Here is an 18,869-nt window from a genome sequence, read left to right as displayed (position 1 = left end):
CCCTGTCCGCGGCCTGCTGACGACGAACCATCGAACACCTCCTGATAGAGGTGTTGCGACGACCAGTTGAATTCACCCTGCACTCCGCGGTCGGAGTGGTGAATCAGCCCGACCACGCCCTGGCCGGCACGCGACCGCGCCCACAACCCCATATCCAAGGCATCAAGGGCAAGGTTGGTGTGCATGGTGGTCGCCACCTGCCAGCCCACGACCATCCTTGAGAAGACGTCAACGATGAACGCGGCATACACCCACCCCGAGTGTGTGCGGATGTAGGTCAGGTCCGCCACCCACAGCGCGTTGGGCGCCGCCGCGGTGAACTGCCGTTCGACACGATCGGCCGGCTGCGGAGTTTCGGCCCCCTCGCTGTGCGTGGTCTTCCGCGTCTTGGATCTCGTTATCCCCTGCAGCCCATCAGCTTTCATCAACCGCTCGACGGTGCACCGGGCCACGCCGATACCCTTTCTGCGTAGTTCGGCGTGGACTTTGCGGGCACCGTAGACGTCGAGATTGTCGGCATGCACGGTGCGGATCTCACCGAGGATCTCGCGGTCACGGACCACCCGTGGCGCCTCGACTCGTCGAGAGCTCAGATGGGCTCGGACTGTGGACGGAGCGATCTGGGCGGCCGTATCTCTCAGGGCCGCGCAGATCGGATCGACTCCGTGTTCGTCGCGGAAAGCGGCGACGAACTCCACGATCAACGCTGTGGGCGGTCGATCTCCGCCGCAAAGAAAGCTGATGCCTGCTTCAAGATGGTGTTCGCCCGCCGCAACTCCCGGTTCTCCCGTTCCAGCTGCGCGATCCGCTCAGCCTCGCTGGTCGTGGTCCCCGGGCGGTCCCCGCCATCGATCTCGGCCTGCTTGACCCAGGTGCGAAGCGCCTCCGGGTGCACACCGAGTTGATCGCCGATCCGTTTGAGCGCCCCTGGTCGCGTGGCTGGGTCCTTGCGGGCCTCCACCGCCATCCGCGTCGCCCGCTCCTTCAGCTCAACGCTGTACTTCCGTGGTGCTGCCATGCTCTCCATCCTTCACAGATTCGAGAGCCTCCGACAAACCCGGGGCGTTTCACCGCCAGGTGACCGCCCGCCGAGTCACCCCAGATCACTCCACGGTGTGAGGGCATTGACAAAACCCCGCAGGCTGCGTGTATCGACAACAATCCATGCGTATACGTGCAAGTAATCTGCGTCACCTTTCGCGACTCTGAAACGAGCGGGCAGACACGCCCGACGGCCACGGCCACCAGTGACGGCCTGGTCAGAGCGATGGGAGCAGCACCATGACAGTTGTGGACAACACCGAGGTGGCAGACCTGCTACCTGCGGATACCGCGGTGGATCTCTACGTGGGTGGGCAGTGGCGCGCCGCTGCAGAAGGGGCGACGTTCGACGATCTGCATCCGGCGTCGGGACGGGTTCTGGCGCGGGTGGCGTCGGCGTCGGCAACCGACGTCGACGATGCGGTGGGCGCGGCGCGAGCTCAACTCGACGGCGAGTGGGGTGCCACACCCGGTGTGGTGTGCGGACAGATCCTGAGCCGCGTGGCCGAGCTGATCGAGCGCGACGCCGAGATTCTCGCCCGACTCGAAGCCCTCGACGTCGGCAAGCCGGTGGGACAGCCAGGGATGCTCGACGTCCCCAACGCCGCCGCCACGTTCCGGCACTTCGCCGGGTGGGCCGACAAGATCACGGGCCAGACGATTCCTACCGCGGGCTATTTCGGGCAGCCGACACTCTCGTACACGGTTCGGGAGCCGGTCGGTGTGATCGGCGCGATCATCCCGTGGAACACCCCGCTGATGATCGCCGCTTGGAAACTCGCGCCTGCACTGGCGGCCGGCAACACGGTGGTGGTCAAACCGCCCGAGGACGCTCCCCTGTCAATCCTGCACCTGGCACGGTTGCTGCAGGAAGCGGGACTCCCCGACGGAGTCGTGAACGTCGTTCCGGGACTGGGCCACATCACCGGTGACGCTCTGGTGCGCCATCCCGACGTGGACAAGATCAGCTTCACCGGAAGCCCACGCGTCGGGAAGATCATCGGCGCGATCGCCGCCGAGACCTTCAAGCGTGTGACCCTGGAACTGGGTGGCAAGTCGCCCCAGATCATCCTGGCTGACGCCGACGTCGACGCCGCGATCAACGGTACAGCCATGGGTCTGTTCTTCAACCAAGGCGAGGTGTGTGCTGCGGGAACCCGTGTGCTGGTTCACCGTTCGCTGTACGACCAGGTAGTCGACGGACTCGCTGCGGCGGCGACGGCGCAGGTACTCGGCGACCCACTCGCGGAGACCACCACCATGGGCGCACTGGTCAACGCGACGCAGCGCGACACCGTACTCGGCTACATCGAGGCCGGTAAGCGAGAAGGTGCGCGCGTGGTGGCCGGCGGTGGCGCACCTGAGGGCAGCGGATTCTTCGTGCAGCCCACCATCTTTGCCGACGCCACCAACGACATGACCATCGCCCGCGAGGAGATCTTCGGCCCTGTCGGCACCGTCATACCGTTCGACGACGTCGAGGAAGCCATCGCCATCGCCAACGACAGCCAGTACGGCCTGGCCGCCAGCATCTGGACCCGTGACATCTCCTACGGCCACACCCTGGCGGGCAAGGTGCGCGCGGGAGCTGTGTGGGTCAACGGCTGGGCGGCCATCGATCCCGCACTGCCCTGGGGCGGCATGAAGACCAGCGGCGTCGGGCGTGAGCTCGGTTGGGCCGGAATCGAAGCCAATACTGAAGAGAAGGTTGTGACCGTCGTCTTGTGACGACAGCCACCAGAGAGGACAGAACTTCATGAAGACTCAAGCAGCGGTTCTCTGGGAACCCGGACAGCCATGGCAGATCGAGGAATTGGAACTCGATGCGCCGAAATACGGTGAGGTGAAGGTAGAACTCGCCGCGTCGGGGATGTGTCATTCCGACGAGCATGTTCGCGATGGCAGCGTTCCGGTTGGCCTGTACCCGTACATCGGCGGCCATGAGGGTGCTGGTGTGGTCACCGAGATCGGACCCGGCGTCACCACCGTCGAGGTGGGTGATCACGTGGCTCTCGGCTTCATCCCGGCGTGTGGCCGCTGTCCGTCGTGTGCGACCGGAAAATCGAGCATCTGCGACCTGGGCGCCAATCTGCTTGCCGGAGTGCAGATCTCCGACGGCACGTCCCGCCACCACATCAACGGCAAAGACGCCGGCCTGATGTGTTTGCTGGGCACCTTTGCTCCCGTCACCGTGGTCAACGAGGCATCCTGCGTCAAACTGACCAAGGACATCCCATTGGACAAGGCCGCGCTTGTGGGCTGCGGTGTGACGACCGGCTGGGGCTCGTCGGTCTACGCGGCCGAGGTGTCGGCCGGTGAGACCGTGGTGGTGCTCGGCATGGGTGGCGTGGGCTGCGGTGCGGTGCAGGGCGCGGCTCTCGCGGGCGCCCGCCACGTCGTGCTGGTGGACCCCTCCCCGTTCAAACGGGACCAGGCCAAGGTCTTCGGCGCCACGCACGCGGTGGCGACCATCGACGAGGCCCTCGAGTTGCTCCAGGACATCACCTGGGGCCAGTTGGCCGACAAAGTTCTGATCACCGTGGACGTGGCCGACGGTAAGCTCATCGCACCCGCGATGAGCCTGGTCGCCAAGGGCGGTGTCTGCGTACAGGTTTCGGTCGGTGACATCACATCGACAGATGTGTCGCTGAGCCTGTTCGACCTGACGGCGATGCGCAAGACACTCAAGGGTGCATGGTTCGGAAATGCCAACATCCGCTTCGACATCCCGCACCTGCTCCGGCTGTACATGGAAGGGCATCTCAAGCTGGACGAGATGATCACCCGGACCTACTCGCTGGACCAGGTCAACGACGGGTATGAGGCGATGCGCAACGCAGAGAACGTGCGCGGCGTCATCATGTACTGACACCCGACGCAAACACCGCGAGGTGGTATCCGTACTCCGGATACCACCTCGCGGCGTTTCTACTGCTCCCGATACTCGCGCGGGCTGACACCGTACGTCGACTTGAAGAGACGTGAGAAGTGCGCGGCGTCCACCAATCCGTGTGCCGCACAGATAGATCCGATACTTCGATGCAGCTGCGCCGGATCCCGCAGATCCTGACGTGATCGCTCGAGGCGTCGTGCCCGGATGTACCCCGACACCGTGTGGCCGTCGCCGGCGAACAGCTTCTGCAGATATCTCAGGGACACATGGTGATACGCGGCCACCGATGCCGGCGACAGGTCGACATCGGCCAGGTGCGCATCGATGTACGTGCGCGCGGAAATCAGCACGGTCTCCCCCGTGCCGACGATGCCGTCGGGTGCGGCACCGCGGAGTGCGGCACTCACCAGATCTGCGACGGCGTCACTGACCAGCGAGGTGGACACCTCGGCGGCACCGGTCGCCTCCGCATGCAGCGAGTGGAGGACCGGACAAAGCAGTGCGCCGACGCCCGACGACGACCCGATGCGTCGAGCGGTCCCTTCCCGCACCTCCGTCTCGGTGATCCGGAGTGCGGACCGTGGCATCACGGCCACGAGCAGATCGAATGACTCGGCGAAGCGTAGATCGTAGGGTTCGCTGGTGTCATAGACGACGATGTCCCCGGCGCCCAAGGCCACCTCGCGTCCCCGCTGCGTGACCGTCGACGATCCGCTCAGCTGCAATGCCACCTTGATGACGCCGGGATCCGCCACTCGTATGGTGGCCGACGTCCGCGCGACACGCAGATGCTGCCCTTCCACCTCGGAGAGGTGCAGGTCGCCGAGTGTCCGAGTGTGCAGTCCACCGGAGAAGCCGTTTCCACGCCCACTCAGCGGTCTCGCGTCGAGGGGCACGAAGGCTTTCGAGATGGCCTCACGCCACTCCTCGAATCCGAGTTCGTCTGCGCCAGAGACGACCTCGTCGTCGACGATGTCTGTGCCACTGCCCATCGCGTCAGTCCTTGGGTCGGTTGTCCACCAATCGTCGTGCCTTGCCGGTGGACCGGGTGAGGGTGCCGGGTTCGGCGATCTCCACATCGACCGTAACGCCGATGCGGTCCTTGATGAGCTTCTTCAGCGAACCGGCGGCCACCTGATCGTGCTCGCGGGAGATCTCGGGGCGGTATTCGACGTGCACCGTCATCTTGTCCATGCGTCCCGGACGTTCCAGCACACACTGGAATTGCGGTGCGAGCGTGGGGATCGAGAGGATGAGCTCCTCGATCTGGGTGGGGAACAGATTGACCCCGCGCAGAATGATCATGTCATCGGTGCGTCCGGTGACCTTCTGGATGCGCCGCATGCTTCGGGCGCTGCCAGGGAGCAGACGGGTGAGGTCGCGGGTGCGGTAACGGATGATCGGCATGGCTTCCTTGGTGAGTGAGGTGAAGACGAGTTCACCTTCCTCGCCGTCGGGCAAGACCTCACCGGTCATCGGGTCGATGACCTCCGGGTAGAAGTGGTCCTCCCAGATGTGCAGTCCGTCTTTGGTTTCCACACATTCTTGGGCCACACCCGGACCCATGACCTCGGAGAGGCCGTAGATGTCGACGGCGTCCATGTTCAGCTGCTGCTCGATTTCTCGGCGCATCTGCTCGCTCCAAGGCTCGGCGCCGAAGATGCCGGTACGCAGCGAGGTCGACGCGGGGTCGATGCCCTTGGTGATCATCGCGTCCACCATGGTCAACATGTAGGACGGGGTGACCATGATGGCGTCGGGTTTGAAATCCTCTATCAACTGGAGCTGGCGTTCGGTCATGCCACCCGACATCGGAATCACCGTGCAGCCCAGTCGTTCTGCGCCGTAGTGCGCGCCCAGACCTCCGGTGAACAGGCCGTAGCCGTAGGCGACGTGCACCTTGTCGCCGGGACGGACTCCACCGGCTCGCAAGCTTCGTGCGACCAGATCGGCCCAGTTGTTCAGATCGTTCTCGGTATAGCCCACCACCGTGGGACGACCGGTGGTCCCCGACGACGCATGGATGCGCGACACTTTGTCCTGCGGTACCGCGAACATTCCGAACGGGTAGTTCTCCCGCAGATCCGCTTTGGCCGTGAACGGGAACTGGGACAGATCGCCGAGATCGTTGAGATCCTGCGGGTGAACCCCCCTCTCGTCGAAGGCTTTCCGGTAGTGATCGACGTTGTCGTAGGCATGCTGCAACGACCATTTGAGCCGACTCAACTGCAACTCGGAGATCTGATCGCGCGAGGCGAACTCGATGTCTCCGACGCGAGGGTCGCCGGTCGGGCTGGACAGAGTGCTTGTCATGGTGGTGCTCCGGTATTCGGCTCGGGTGGGATGTCGGTGGATCAGACGTCGAAGTCGACGACGACGGACTCGCTGGTCGGGAAGGTCTGGCAGGTCAAGACGAACCCGGCCTCCACCTCGGAGTCCTCGAGGGCGTAGTTGCGCTGCATGTCGGCGGTGCCGCAGGTGAGTTTGGCGCGGCAGGTGCCGCAGACACCGCCCTTGCAGGCGAAAGGAAGGTCGGAGCGAATCTTCTCTCCGGCGTCGAGGATCGTTTCGGCGCGCGGCAGCGTGCCGGTCACCGACCGCCCGTCGAGGATGATGGTCACTTCGCTGGTTGGTCCGGTCGCTCCCGGCTCCGGATGCGTCTCGATCTGTGGCGGCGCGGCCTCCACGTAGAACAGCTCGAAGTGGATGCGCTCGGACGCAACGCCCCGCGATGTCAGAACCGCTTTGGCGTCCTCCACCATGCCGAGTGGACCGCAGAGCCAGAAGTGATCGATGTCGGCGGTGGGCACCACCGTTTCCAGGATCTCCGAGAGTCGGTTGTGATCCAAACGGCCACTGAACAATTCCACTTCGCGTGGTTCCCGCGACAGCACGTGGATCACGTCCAGACGTGCGCCGTAGGTGTCCTTGAGATCGGCCAGTTCGTCGGCGAACATCACCGAACGCGTGCGGCGATTGGCGTAGATCAGGGTCACCTCGGCGTCGGGGTTCTCCAGCATCGATGACGCGATCGACAGCATCGGGGTGATACCCGACCCGGCCGCGATGCACAGGTGACGGCCGCCAGCGGACGGGTCGGCGTGGAATGTGCCGGTGGGCGACTGTACCTCGATCCGATCCCCTGGCCGCACGTCGTGCACCAGCCAGCTGGAGAAGAGTCCGCCCGACACCTCGCGCACACCGACACGTGGCGCCGATCCGGCCGGGGCGCAGATCGAATAGCTACGACGATGCTCGTAGCCGTCGACGGTCCGCCGCAACGTGAGCGACTGCCCGGGCCGGAAGTCGAACTCGGACGACAGGTGATCCGGCACATCGAATCGCACGGCAACCGCGTCGTCGCAGAGGGATTCGACCTCGGAGACGGTGAGCGTGTGGAATCCGCGATTGCGCGCGTTGGGGGTGATCGGCACCGCGGTGGTGACTTCGGCGGTGGGGCTGCTGGTCACGTCAGATCTCCTTCACGTGATCGAAGGGTTCGCCGCAGGCGGTGCACCGATAGTGCGCCTTGCAGAGCGTGGCGCCGAACTCCGAAACGAGTTGGGTGTTCTCCGAACGGCATTGAGGGCAGATGACAGCGCGAGGGCGGATGGTCAGGGTGAGCGGAATCGGACCCGACGTCCGGCGCGGTGCCGGTCCGGGCGGCGAGTAGCCGGCCTCGACCAATTTTCGACGACCAGCATCGGTGATCCAGTCGGTACTCCAGGCAGGCTGCAGGCTGGTACGGATCTCGACGTCGTCGAATCCGTTGCGCGCCAGCGCGGCGGTGATGTCGTCGCGAATGGTGGCCATCGCGGGGCATCCGGAGTAGGTCGGGGTGATGGTGACGGTGACCGCATCATCGTGCTGCGTGACCTCTCGGATGATCCCGAGGTCGTCCAAGGTCACCATCGGCATCTCGGGGTCAAGAACCTCGGACACGATGTCGAGCGCGGAAACAGCTGTGGCAAAACGCATCTCACCAGACCCCTTCCGGATGAGCGCGAGCCACGCTCTGCATCTCGGCGAGTATGTAGCCCATGTATTCGGTGTGGAGGCCGGCACGTCCCGCACGACCACCCACGCGCCCGACATGTGGACCCTCCGGCACCTGTACTTCTGCGGCTCGCAGGACCTGCTCGAGCACGTGATCGAATTCGTCGCGCACGTCCGCCGGATTCACGCCGACACCAGCCGCGGCCATCTCGAGTTCGACGGGATCGGCGATGAACAATTCGTCGACGTAGGGCCATACCTGCCGCAAGCCAGCGATGAGCCGACGACGGGACTCCGCGGTACCGCAGCCCAGGGTCACCACCCAGCGGGCCGCGTAATCGCGGTGATAGGTGAGCTCCTTCACGCCCTTGTCGGCGACGGCGGCAAGCACCGGATCGCGGGAGGACCGCAACCGGTCGAACACTGCGAGGCGCCAGGTGGAGAAGATGAGCAGGCGCGCAACGGTTGTCGCGAAGTCACCGTTGTCCAGTTCTGTGAGATGCACACTGCGGAAATGTGTCTCATCGCGAAAGAACGCCAATGCGTCCTCGGCCGGAACCGGAGAGGTGTCGGAGATCGGCGGGGTGAGCGTCGGGTCCGCCGCGGCGGCACGGGCCAGCAGCAACCGCGCCTGACCGAGGAGGTCCAGGCCGGTGTTGGCCAGAGCGACTTCTTCTTCGAGTTCCGGTGCGCGCGTGTTCCATTCGGCCAGACGCTGTGCGCTGATGAGGGCATCGTCGCCCAGCATCATGCAGTAGATTCCCAGGGCTGTCGGGTCGACGTCGGCGGGCACTGTGGTGTCGACGCCCGCCAGCGGATCGTCGAAGCTGGTGCCAAAGGCCCACTGCCCGTGGGTCTCTTCGTCGGCAAGGCCGTGGTAGGCGTTGTCCTGTTCGGCTGTGTCGGTCATGGTCTCACTCACATGTGCGGGACGTTGTCGGGAATGTCGTAGAAGGTGGGATGGCGGTACACCTTGTCGCCGCTGGGTGCGAAAAACGGGTCCTTCTCCGACGGGCTGGTGGCCACGATGTCATCGGAACGGACGGCCCAGATGCTGACACCCTCGTTGCGTCGGGTGTAGACGTCGCGGGCGTGACGCAACGCCATCTCGTCGTCGGCAGCACGCAGCGACCCCACGTGAACGTGGTTCAGGCCGCGCTTGCCGCGGACGAACACCTCGTACAACGGCCACTCTGCCTTGATCTCACTCATGCGTTCTTCTCCTGTTCACGGGCGGCGAATGCGGTGGCTGCCTCACGCACCCACGCCCCGTCCTCATGTGCGGCACGACGCCGCGCGATGCGTTCGAAGTTCATGGCGCCGTTGCCTTTCACGACCTCCATGAACTCGCTCCAGTCCGGCTCACCGAAGTCGTAGTGGCCGCGCTCCTCGTTCCACTTCAGATCCGGGTCCGGGAAGGTGACGCCCAATGCCTCCGCCTGCGGAATGCTCATGTCCACGAACTTCTGACGCAGGTCGTCGTTGGTGTTGCGCTTGATGCCCCAAGCCATCGACTGCTCGGTGTTGGGCGAATTGTCGTCGGGCGGTCCGAACATCATCAGGGCGGGCCACCAGAACCGATTGACCGACTCCTGGACCATGGCCCGCTGCTCGTCGGTGCCGCGCATCATGGTGGTCAGCAGCTCGTAGCCCTGGCGTTGATGAAACGACTCCTCCTTGCACACCCGGATCATGGCGCGGCCGTAGGGTCCAAAAGAGCTGCGGCACAGGGGCACCTGATTGCAGATGGCCGCGCCGTCGACGAGCCAGCCGATGGTGCCCACGTCTGCGTAGGTGGGTGTGGGGTAGTTGAAGATCGACGAGTACTTCTGCCGTCCGGAGATCAGCTTCTCGGTGAGGTCTGTGCGGTCGGCGCCCAGGGTTTCGGCCGCCGAGTACAGGTAGAGGCCGTGGCCGGCTTCGTCCTGAACCTTGGCCATCAAGATGGCCTTGCGACGCAACGACGGCGCGCGGGTGAGCCAGTTCCCTTCCGGCTGCATACCGATGATCTCCGAGTGCGCGTGCTGAGCGATCTGACGGATCAGGGTCTTGCGGTACCCCTCGGGCATCCAGTCGCGGGGCTCAACCCGTTGCTCATGGGCGATGGTTGCGTCGAACAGGTCCTGGAGGTCGTCGGGTGCATCAGCGCTTGTGGCACTTGACGTAGTCATCGTTCCTACTTTCGATACCGAATGATCGGTCGGTTATTAGTATCGCGCAGAGTGATCCGGAACACAAGTATTCGGGAGGATCTGCTGTCTGAGATCAGTGACCGGTGAAGGTCGGCGCTTGCTTGGCCAGGAAGGCCGCGACGGCAGCCTTGTGGTCGACGGTGGCGCCCAGCGCGAGCTGCGCGGCGGACTCCCGGTCGAGAGCGTCGCGGAGACCGGCCGACGACGCTGCGACCAGCGCCTTCACCTGCTCGTAGGCGAGGGTCGGGCCCTGTGCCAGTCGGCGGGCGATATCCCGGGCGGTCGAGTCGACCTCGTCGTCGGCGACGACTCGATGCGCCAGTCCCCACGCGGCGGCCTGCTGCGCGTCGATCTTGTCACCGAGCAGGAGAAGCGCGGTGGCGCGGCTCGGACCCACCGCGGCCACGAGCGTGTGACTGAGTCCGGAGTCGGCGGCGAGCCCGATGCCGGTGAAAGCGGTGCCGAAGGAGGTCCGCTCCCCCACCACGCGGATGTCGGCCGCGAGTGCGATCCCGAAGCCCGCGCCCACGCAGGCACCGCGAATTCCGGTCACCACGGGCACGCGCACCGAAGACAGCGCGCGGATCAGCGGGTTGTAGTGCTCGTCGACGGTGGACATCGCGGTGGACGGATCGGCGTCGAGGGCTGCGACGTGCTCACCGAGGTCTTGCCCCACGCAGAAGTTCTTGCCCTCGGCGAGGATGAGGACGGCGCGCACGGCGGGGTTCTCGGCGACCGCGGTCACCGCGTTCAGGAAGTCCACCTTGGTGGTGACGTCGAGTGCGTTGTGCGCCTTCGCCCGCGCAAGAGTGATGGTCGCGAGGCCGTCGTCGACGGTGGTGGTGACGGTCATGAGGCACCTTCTGTCCAGTCATAGAATCCGTGTCTGGTCTTGCGGCCCAGTTCTCCTCGGGAGACCTTGTCGCGCAGGAGTTGTGGTGGGGTGAAGCGCTCGCCGAGTTCGTTCGCCAGATGCTCCGCGATCGCCAGCCGCACGTCGAGACCCACCAGGTCGGTTGATCGGAGCGGTCCCATCGGGTGGCGATATCCGAGTTCCATGGCGCGGTCGATGTCGGCGGGCGAGGCTACGCCCTCCTCGACCATCCGGATGGCCTCCAGGCCCAGGCACACGCCGAGGCGGCTGGTGGCGAATCCCGGTGCGTCGTTGACGATCACCGCCGTCTTGCCGAGGAGTTCCACCCAGGACGCCACGGCGTCGACGGTCGCGGTATCGGTTTGTGTCGATCGCACGATCTCGACCAACGACGACGCCGGAACCGGATTGAAGAAGTGCATTCCCAGGAATCGACCCGGATTGCCCAGTGCCTCGCCGAGCCCCGCGATCGAGAGCGAACTGGTGTTGGAGGCGATGACCGTGGTGTCGGCGACGATCTTCTGGCGGCGGTGAGCACAGCGACCTTGAGTTCCGGCTTCTCCGGCACGGCTTCGATGACCAGACCGGAGTCCGACGGGATGGCGTCGACCGACCCGACGACCGACACACGTGCGGCGATCTCGTCCGGATCGGCGTCGCCGAGCTTGCCGCGCTCATGCGCCCGCGCAAGGCCGTCGACGACCCGTGTGCGGGCAGCGTCGGGATCATGACTCTCCGCTACGGTCACCGCTGAACCCGCGGTGGCGAAGACCTGGGCGATCCCTGCGCCCATGCGTCCGCCGCCGATCACCGACACGGTTGTGGGGGTGGTGCTCATCGTTTCCTCTCCAAAAAGGCTGTCATGCGGTCTCGTTTGTCGTCGGTCTCGAACAGCACGGCCTGTGCGATGTCGTCGACCCAGGGTTGGCTTCCCGGGGCGTCGACGATGGTTTTCATCAGTCGTAGCGCCAGGGCGGACTGCTTGGCGATCCGGTCGATCACGGTGTGCGCCTCGGCGAGTGGGTCGTCGGCGATCGACATCACCAGGCCGCATCTGAGTGCGGCGTCGGCGTCCAGGATTCGTCCGGCCAGGAGGATTTGCTTGGCCACCGACGCGCCCACCAACTCTGGGAGCCGATAAGTGCCGCCGGCCGCGGCCAAGATACCGAGACCTGGCTCGGGGTTGCCGAAACGGGCCGTGGGTGCGGCGATGCGGATGTCGCATGCGTAGGCGAGTTCGGCGCCGCCGCCGAGCGCGAATCCACTGATCGCCCCCACGGTGGGTACAGGAAGTCTGGCGACGCGATCGAACAGGGTGCGATTGATGCCCGCGAGCGCCTCGGCTCGGCCACGCTCGCGGAGTTCGGCGATGTCGGCACCACCTGCGAAGTGATCACCGCGGCCGGTCAGCAGCACCGGCTTCGGCGCGGCCTCAACACGCGCGCATGCCTCGTGCAATTGACCGATCATCGCCGCGTTGATGGCGTTGCGTTGAGCGGGTCGATCGAGCGTCAGGACGTAGCGGTCGCCTGCGTCGTCGAGCTGGATCGTGTCTGCGGTCACACCTACATTAATAACCGACCGAATAGTCGGTTGCAAGTGTGGACTTTGTTCTCTTGCCGATTCTGCGGAGACTGCTGCAAAGATGGATTGCATGGCATCGACACCCGTCATTCGCAAGACCGGACGTCCTGGACGGCCCGGCTACGACCTCGACTCGCTGCTCGCGGTTGCCGTCAAGGTGTTCAACGACAAGGGATACGACGGCACCAGCATGGATGTGCTGGCCGACCGTCTGGGCATCAGCAAGTCGTCGATCTATCACCACGTCTCGGGCAAACAGGAACTGCTGGAGTTGGCACTCAACCGCGCGCTCAACGCGCTCTTCGCCGTGACCACCGAAGCCCAGGCCACCGAGGGCAAGTACATCGACCGGCTGGAATACCTGGTCAGGCGCAGTGTGGAGATCCTGGTCGCGGAGCTCCCGTACGTCACGCTGCTCCTGCGGGTACACGGAAACACCGCGGTGGAGCGCCGCGCCCTCGCCCGGCGCAAGGAGTTCGACGCCTTCGTCAGCAACCTCGTCGCATCTGCCGCCGACGAAGGCGAACTGCAGCCCGACGTCGACCCAGCGCTGGTCGCGCGACTGCTGTTCGGGACCGTGAACTCACTTATCGAGTGGTACCGCCCGAAGGCGGGAACCAGCGCCGACGATCTCGCCGACGCCGTGGTCGCCTTGACCTTCGACGGCCTTCGTCGCACCTAGAAATCGTCACGCCCTTGACAATGGTCTCCGGTTCCGGAGATGGTAATTACCGACCGAATGGACGGTAGACGGAGGCCTTTATGAACAACCTGCTGCAGAGTTACGCACAAGGACGCTGGTTCTCGGCGGACGACGGCGGCACCCCGTTGCTGTCGGCGGTCGACGGCCACGAGGTGGCACGCGTGTCGTCCGCCGGACTCGATCTGGGTGCCATGGTCCGCTACGCGCGCGAGGCCGGCGGCCCTGCACTGGCCGCCCTGACCTTCCACGAGCGTGCTGCTCTGCTCAAGCAACTCGGCCTCACGCTGATGGCGGGCAAGGACGAGTTCTACGAACTGTCCACCCATACCGGTGCCACCGTGCGGGATTCCGCAGTCGACATCGACGGCGGTTTCGGCACCATCCTCAGCTACGCGAGCAAGGCGCGTCGCGAATTGCCCAATGACACAGTCTTTCTCGACGGCGCCGCCGAACAGCTCGGAAAGAAGGGCACTTTCCTGGGTCAGCACATCTACACGTCCCGACGTGGCGTGGCGGTCCAGATCAACGCCTTCAACTTCCCGGTCTGGGGATTTCTCGAGAAGCTCGCACCGGCGTTCATCGCAGGCGTGCCGACGATCGTGAAGCCCGCCAGCCAGACTGCGTACCTCACCGAACGTGTCTTCCGTCGAATCGTCGAGAGCGGCATCTTGCCCGAGGGTTCCGTTCAATTGTTGTGCGGCAGTGCGCGTGACCTTCTCGATCACCTCGACGGCCAGGACTCGGTGGCGTTCACCGGGTCCGCCGACACCGCGGCAACGCTGCGCGCGCATCCCACCGTCGTATCCTCCGGCTTGCACTTCACCGCAGAGGCAGATTCGCTCAACGCCTCCATTCTGGGCACCGACGTCGGCGTCGACGATCCGGAGTTCGACCTCTACGTCAAGCAACTCGTCACCGAGATGACCGTGAAGGCCGGACAGAAGTGCACCGCGATTCGCCGCGCCTTTGTCCCCGAGTCACTGGTCGACGACGTGATCGCCGCGGCGTCGAAGCGATTGTCGGGGATCACCGTCGGCAATCCCGCCTCGGAGAACGTGCGAATGGGCGCCGTCGCCAGTATCGAACAGCGCGACGAGGTGCTGAAATCCCTTCGTGGACTGACCAAGTCGGCCCAGATCGTGTTCGGTGATCCCGACCACGTCGACGTCGTCGACGCTGATGCATCCAAGGGTGCCTTCCTGTCGCCGATCCTGCTGCGCTGCGACGACAAGACTGCGGACGAACCCCACGACATCGAGGCCTTCGGCCCCGTCTCGACGGTGATCGGTTACACCGACGCCGCCGACGTGATCGCACTGGTCGCGCGGGGCAAAGGCAGCCTGGTGGCCTCGTTGGTGACTAAGGATTCAGAGCTCGCCGGCGATGTCGTTCGCGGGCTCGCGCCCTATCACGGTCGTGTGCTGGTGCTCAACGAAGAGGACGCGCGAGAGTCCACCGGCCATGGGTCACCGCTTCCTGTCCTGGTTCACGGTGGTCCGGGCCGTGCAGGTGGCGGCGAAGAACTCGGCGGCATCCGTGGAGTTCTGCACCACATGCAGCGCACGGCCATCCAAGGCACACCGAATGTCCTGACTGCTGTCGGCAAGCGGTGGGTGCCCGGCTCCGACCGGATCGAGGGTGACACGCACCCGTTCCGAAAGAGCCTCGCGCAGTTGGTGATCGGCGACACGATCGTCGGTGGACCCCGTCAGGTCACGCTCGACGACATCGATCACTTCGCCGAATTCACCGGCGACACGTTCTACGCGCACACCGATCCGGAGGCCGCTGCCGCCAATCCCCTCTTCGGAGGCATCGTCGCACACGGCTACCTGGTGGTGTCGCTGGCTGCGGGGCTCTTCGTTGACCCGGCACCCGGTCCGGTACTGGCCAACTTCGGTGTCGACGGGCTGCGGTTCCTGACTCCGGTGAAGGCCGACGACAGCCTCACCGTCACGCTGACGGCGAAGCAGATCACACCCCGACAGAACGCCGACTATGGCGAGGTTCGGTGGGACGCCGTGGTCACCAACCAAGACGGCGCGCCCGTCGCCACGTATGACGTGCTGACGCTCGTCGCCAAGACCGACAAGGACCAAGGACTATGAGCATTCGAGTATGCGTCTGCTACGGACAGCCGACCAACCCCGCCGACTTCGATGAGCATTACGAGAAGGTCCACATTCCCCTCGCCAAAGCGGTGCCCGGTCTGACCGACTACACCTGGGGCAAGGTGTCGTCGATGGATGCCTCCGATCCGCCCTATTTCGCCATCGCCAGCCTGTATTTCGCTGACGAGGCGTCCATGAAGTCCGGGTTGCGCTCCGAAGAGATGAAGGCCGCGGCGGCAGACGTCGCGAACTTCGCCACCGGCGGTGTCACGATGTTCGTCCAGAATGAGGAATCGGTCCTGTCATGACCTCGACCAACACCGAGAGCTGCGCCGTCGCCCGAAAGATGTTCGACGCCGACACGGCATCGAAGGCGCTCGGTATCACGGTCGACGAGTTGCGGCCCGGCTTTGCCCGGACGTCGATGACCGTCACCGAGACGATGGTCAACGGCCACGGGATAACCCACGGCGGCTACGTCTTCATCGTGGCTGACACCGCCTTTGCCCTTGCGTGCAACAGCTACGACGACCCTGCTGTGGCGGCACGAGCCGATATCCGCTTCCTGCGGCCCACCCGGGTGGGAGATGTGCTCAGCGCGGAAGCCGTTGAGCGGCAACGCTTCGGCCGTAATGGCATTTACGACGTCACGGTCTACCGCGGTGACCAGGTTGTCGCGGAGTTCCGGGGCGACAGCCGCACTGTGGCGCCTCAATAGGGTTGCCGTGCAGGTGATCTGACCCGCGACAAAGGCCGCAGGTCTGGAAGGCCGGGGCACTCAATGGCTCCGGCCTTCCAGATTCTCGACGCGTTCAGGCCGTCGTTCCGCCGTCCGCGGTCACAATTGCTCCGTTGATGAACGACGCCGCATCCGACAGCAACCACGAGGTCAGTGCGGCCATTTCATCGGGGGTTCCATACCGTCCCAACGGGATCTGCGAGATGAGCTGAGCATGGACCTCGTCGGCGTGTCCGGGAGCCCACTGTTCCTCCAGGCTCGTGATCATTCGCGTTGCGATCTGACCGGGAGCAATTGCGTTGACACGCACCCCATGCGGACCGGCTTCGATGGCTGCGCTCCGCGTCAACCCGACCACCGCGTGTTTGCTGGCGACGTATGCCGACAACAACGGGACTCCACGAATGCCGGCCTGGCTGGCGGTGTTCACGATGGCACCATGGCCTTGGGCGTACAGGTGCGGCAACACGGCGCGCATACCGAGGTGGACACTGCCCGCGTTGATGGCGATTACACGGCGAATTCTGCGGGATCGCTGTTGTCGATGCTGGTTGCGCGGCCCTCGACACCCGCGTTGTTGTGGAGGTAGTCGATGTGGCCGAATCGACCGAGGGTGGCGTGCACGTAGGCCTCGACTCCGTCGGCCGATGACACATCCGCAGCGACCGGCAGGCAATCATCGCCGAGTTCTCCACCGAGTTCTTTCACCGAGGTCTCGTCGAGGTCGACCGCGCAGACCTGGAGGCCCCTGGCCATCAGTGCGCGGACGGTGGCCCTGAGGTGGGCCCTTCGTAGTGGTCCAGTTGTTGTGCGACTCTGTTGCCCGAGTGTTTGGGCAGGAAGAATCGACGACGACATGGCAGGTAGCAAGCGCCGGCGGCATACGCCGGATCAGATCATCCGCAAGCTGGCCGAGGGCAACAAGCTCCTCGGGACCGGGCAGGAGTTGGCTGAGGTGTGCCGGCATCTGGAGGTCACAGAGTCGACCTGGCATCGCTGGGTGGCCCAGTACGGGGGCATGAAGGCCAATGACGTCAAACGCCTCAAAGAACTCGAAGCTGAGAACGCTCGGCTCAAGAAGTTGGTCGCCAACCAGGCCCTCGATATCGACATGCTCAAGGAGGTTTCGTCGGGAAACTTCTGACCCCGAACCGCAAGCGCAGCGCCGTGACGATGCTGCGTGAGCGGTTCGGGGTATCTGAGCGGCGAGCATGTGCTGTGGTGGGCATCCACCGCTCCACGATGCGACTGCACCCAGCGCCGATCACCGCGGAGGAAGCCGAGCTGCGGTCCTGGCTACGTGGGTTTTCCACCGACCGGCCCCGCTGGGGCTGGCGACGCGCCGCGATCGCCGCGCGCAAAGCGGGCTTCACGGTCAACAACAAACGCATCCGCCGCCTGTGGCGCGAGGAGGGGCTGCGAGTTCCCCAGCGCCGCAGGAAGAAACGGCTCACCGGAATCGGGACCGCGGTTGGGGCGATGTGCCCAATCCGGCCGAACGTGATCTGGGCGATGGACTTCCAATTCGACACCACCGCCGACGGCCGAACCATCAAAATGCTCAACGTGATCGACGAGTTCACCCGCGAAGCCCTGGCGATCCACGTCGACCGCGTCATCAACGCCGATGGCGTGGTTGACGTTCTCGACCGCCTGGCCCTGATACATGGTCCACCGTGCTACGTGCGGTTCGACAACGGACCGGAATTCGTCGCTCACGCCGTCAACGACTGGTGCCGATTCAACGGCACCGGATCACTATTCATCGACCCCGGCTCCCCGTGGCAGAACGCCTGGATCGAATCGTTCAACGGCCGCCTGCGCGACGAGCTGCTCAACTCCTGGCGCTTTGACTCCCTGCGCGAAGCCCGGGTCATCATCGAAGACTGGAGGATCGACTACAACGCCAACCGACCCCATTCGGCCCACCACGGACTCACCCCCGCCGAGTTCGCCCTACAGTGGACCACGACCCACCAACCCCAAGCCGCATAGCGACTGGACCATCGAATGGGTCCCCCTCAGCCCCACTGGTGGTCGGGGCCGAGGAAGTCCGGCACCACAACAGTCCACCCTTGGTTGAGCAGGACTGCGATTTGCGGGACTTCGAGACTGGTGCCGCTCCGCAGCTGATACGACGGATCACATCTGGACGACAGGCTGTCGATCGCAGGTTGGTAGGACACAAGTTTTGGTGATCCGCTCGCGGTCAGTGGCTTGAGTAGCGTCGCGACAGCGGCTTGGCGGACACCCGAGGTATCGGTGCTGACGTACTGAATCTGGTATGCGACGAAAGGTAGTGGGACTCCGGCCAAGCCGACCTCGACCTGTCGACTCTGGGCCTGGTGCACGGATAGGTGACAGGGTTAGTCACGCGGCCTGAGGGGCCTCGTGGTTGATGATGGTCTCGAATTCAATGGGGGTCAATCTGCCGAGGCGGTCCTGTCGTCTGCGGCGGTGGTAGGTCCGTTCGATCCAGTGCACGATGGCGGCCCGGAGCTCGTCTCTGGTGGCCCAGGATCGACGGTCGAGGACGTTGTTCTGTAGCAGCGAGAAGAAGCTCTCCATCGCCGCGTTGTCACCACACGCACCGACCCTGCCCATCGACCCGAGCATGCCGTGCCGGGTGATGGCCTTCTGCATCTTCTTCGAACGAAATTGACCGGGCTCAACCAGTCGATGCAACACCGGCTTGTTGGAGCAACAATAGCTGCTCGTTGAAGGCCTCAGCGGGAG

Annotated in this window: 19 protein-coding genes, 2 pseudogenes and 1 other annotated feature; of the genes and pseudogenes, 7 read left to right on the top strand and 14 right to left on the bottom strand. The window is 64.7% G+C overall.

Features of this window, described 5'->3' with window-relative positions; all coding sequences use genetic code 11:
* Both A5785_RS21805 and A5785_RS21800 read right to left on the bottom strand, forming a co-directional pair.
* The coding region (locus A5785_RS21805) for an IS3 family transposase (RefSeq protein WP_197500856.1) at window positions 1-698 on the bottom strand (698 nt) is incomplete at its 3' end.
* Window positions 612-740, bottom strand: a sequence feature (AL1L pseudoknot). (Overlaps the previous gene by 87 nt.)
* Window positions 701-1,018, bottom strand: a complete 318-nt coding sequence (locus tag A5785_RS21800; RefSeq protein WP_035753870.1) for a transposase — start codon at window positions 1,016-1,018, stop codon at window positions 701-703. It overlaps the preceding feature by 40 nt.
* 263 nt (window positions 1,019-1,281) lie before the next feature.
* Between A5785_RS21800 and styD the strand changes: the two genes are divergently transcribed.
* On the top strand, window positions 1,282-2,769 hold the full coding sequence (gene styD, locus A5785_RS21795; protein ID WP_065181052.1) for a phenylacetaldehyde dehydrogenase StyD: 1,488 nt from the start codon (window positions 1,282-1,284) through the stop codon (window positions 2,767-2,769).
* A 28-nt stretch (window positions 2,770-2,797) separates the two neighbouring features.
* Window positions 2,798-3,910, top strand: coding sequence for an NDMA-dependent alcohol dehydrogenase (locus tag A5785_RS21790; RefSeq protein WP_065181051.1), 1,113 nt, complete (start codon window positions 2,798-2,800; stop codon window positions 3,908-3,910).
* Between the two features lie 59 nt (window positions 3,911-3,969).
* Here the strand turns inward: A5785_RS21790 and A5785_RS21785 are convergent, their stop codons facing one another.
* The 10 genes and pseudogenes from A5785_RS21785 to A5785_RS21740 form a co-directional block, all read right to left on the bottom strand.
* Complete coding sequence (locus tag A5785_RS21785; protein WP_065181050.1) at window positions 3,970-4,926, bottom strand: helix-turn-helix domain-containing protein; 957 nt, start codon at window positions 4,924-4,926, stop codon at window positions 3,970-3,972.
* A 4-nt stretch (window positions 4,927-4,930) separates the two neighbouring features.
* Window positions 4,931-6,247, bottom strand: a complete 1,317-nt coding sequence (gene paaK / locus A5785_RS21780; RefSeq protein WP_065181049.1) for a phenylacetate--CoA ligase PaaK — start codon at window positions 6,245-6,247, stop codon at window positions 4,931-4,933.
* A 41-nt stretch (window positions 6,248-6,288) separates the two neighbouring features.
* The gene (gene paaE, locus A5785_RS21775; protein ID WP_065181048.1) at window positions 6,289-7,404 is read right to left on the bottom strand and encodes a 1,2-phenylacetyl-CoA epoxidase subunit PaaE; all 1,116 of its coding nucleotides are present in this window, start codon (window positions 7,402-7,404) and stop codon (window positions 6,289-6,291) included.
* Between the two features lies 1 nt (window position 7,405).
* Window positions 7,406-7,912 (bottom strand): 1,2-phenylacetyl-CoA epoxidase subunit PaaD, encoded by a 507-nt coding sequence (paaD, locus tag A5785_RS21770; protein WP_065181047.1) that lies wholly within the window; start codon window positions 7,910-7,912, stop codon window positions 7,406-7,408.
* 1 nt (window position 7,913) lies between these two features.
* On the bottom strand, window positions 7,914-8,840 hold the full coding sequence (gene paaC / locus A5785_RS21765) for a 1,2-phenylacetyl-CoA epoxidase subunit PaaC (protein WP_065181054.1): 927 nt from the start codon (window positions 8,838-8,840) through the stop codon (window positions 7,914-7,916).
* A gap of 8 nt (window positions 8,841-8,848) precedes the next feature.
* On the bottom strand, window positions 8,849-9,142 hold the full coding sequence (gene paaB, locus A5785_RS21760; RefSeq protein WP_065181046.1) for a 1,2-phenylacetyl-CoA epoxidase subunit PaaB: 294 nt from the start codon (window positions 9,140-9,142) through the stop codon (window positions 8,849-8,851).
* The gene (paaA, locus tag A5785_RS21755; protein ID WP_065181045.1) at window positions 9,139-10,101 is read right to left on the bottom strand and encodes a 1,2-phenylacetyl-CoA epoxidase subunit PaaA; all 963 of its coding nucleotides are present in this window, start codon (window positions 10,099-10,101) and stop codon (window positions 9,139-9,141) included. Before paaA ends, paaB begins: the two co-directional genes overlap by 4 nt.
* A gap of 94 nt (window positions 10,102-10,195) precedes the next feature.
* Window positions 10,196-10,975 carry an enoyl-CoA hydratase/isomerase family protein gene (locus tag A5785_RS21750; RefSeq protein ID WP_065181044.1) on the bottom strand — a complete coding sequence of 260 codons (780 nt, stop codon included), beginning with the start codon at window positions 10,973-10,975 and terminating at the stop codon, window positions 10,196-10,198.
* Window positions 10,972-11,834: pseudogene (locus A5785_RS21745) on the bottom strand (3-hydroxyacyl-CoA dehydrogenase family protein). The gene A5785_RS21750 and the pseudogene A5785_RS21745 overlap by 4 nt, the downstream one beginning before the upstream one ends.
* Window positions 11,831-12,559 (bottom strand): enoyl-CoA hydratase/isomerase family protein, encoded by a 729-nt coding sequence (locus tag A5785_RS21740; RefSeq protein WP_231895499.1) that lies wholly within the window; start codon window positions 12,557-12,559, stop codon window positions 11,831-11,833. The pseudogene A5785_RS21745 and the gene A5785_RS21740 overlap by 4 nt, the downstream one beginning before the upstream one ends.
* 91 nt (window positions 12,560-12,650) lie before the next feature.
* Between A5785_RS21740 and A5785_RS21735 the strand changes: the two genes are divergently transcribed.
* From A5785_RS21735 to paaI, 4 genes are all read left to right on the top strand, one after another.
* On the top strand, window positions 12,651-13,262 hold the full coding sequence (locus A5785_RS21735) for a TetR/AcrR family transcriptional regulator (protein WP_065181043.1): 612 nt from the start codon (window positions 12,651-12,653) through the stop codon (window positions 13,260-13,262).
* An 80-nt stretch (window positions 13,263-13,342) separates the two neighbouring features.
* Window positions 13,343-15,391: a phenylacetic acid degradation bifunctional protein PaaZ gene (paaZ, locus tag A5785_RS21730; RefSeq protein WP_065181042.1), complete on the top strand. Its 2,049-nt coding sequence runs from the start codon at window positions 13,343-13,345 to the stop codon at window positions 15,389-15,391.
* On the top strand, window positions 15,388-15,702 hold the full coding sequence (locus tag A5785_RS21725; protein ID WP_065181041.1) for an EthD family reductase: 315 nt from the start codon (window positions 15,388-15,390) through the stop codon (window positions 15,700-15,702). Before paaZ ends, A5785_RS21725 begins: the two co-directional genes overlap by 4 nt.
* Window positions 15,699-16,112: a hydroxyphenylacetyl-CoA thioesterase PaaI gene (gene paaI, locus A5785_RS21720; RefSeq protein WP_065181040.1), complete on the top strand. Its 414-nt coding sequence runs from the start codon at window positions 15,699-15,701 to the stop codon at window positions 16,110-16,112. Before A5785_RS21725 ends, paaI begins: the two co-directional genes overlap by 4 nt.
* A gap of 94 nt (window positions 16,113-16,206) precedes the next feature.
* Here paaI and A5785_RS23155 read toward each other — a convergent pair.
* A pseudogene (locus tag A5785_RS23155) lies at window positions 16,207-16,889 on the bottom strand (SDR family NAD(P)-dependent oxidoreductase).
* Between the two features lie 100 nt (window positions 16,890-16,989).
* Between A5785_RS23155 and A5785_RS21700 the strand changes: the two are divergent.
* A protein-coding gene (locus A5785_RS21700; RefSeq protein ID WP_127962095.1) for an IS3 family transposase occupies window positions 16,990-18,128 on the top strand; the annotation gives its coding sequence in 2 pieces (ribosomal slippage) (window positions 16,990-17,260 and window positions 17,260-18,128; 1,140 coding nt in all).
* A gap of 375 nt (window positions 18,129-18,503) precedes the next feature.
* Here A5785_RS21700 and A5785_RS21690 read toward each other — a convergent pair.
* On the bottom strand, window positions 18,504-18,869 hold a 366-nt coding region (locus A5785_RS21690), incomplete at its 5' end, for an integrase core domain-containing protein (protein WP_231895498.1).

It is taken from the genome of Gordonia sp. 852002-50395_SCH5434458, assembly GCF_001665905.1.
Classification (GTDB): Bacteria; Actinomycetota; Actinomycetes; order Mycobacteriales; family Mycobacteriaceae; genus Gordonia; species Gordonia jacobaea.
The sequence above is the reverse complement of the archived record's forward strand: the minus strand, read 5'-3'. Positions and strand labels throughout refer to the sequence as shown.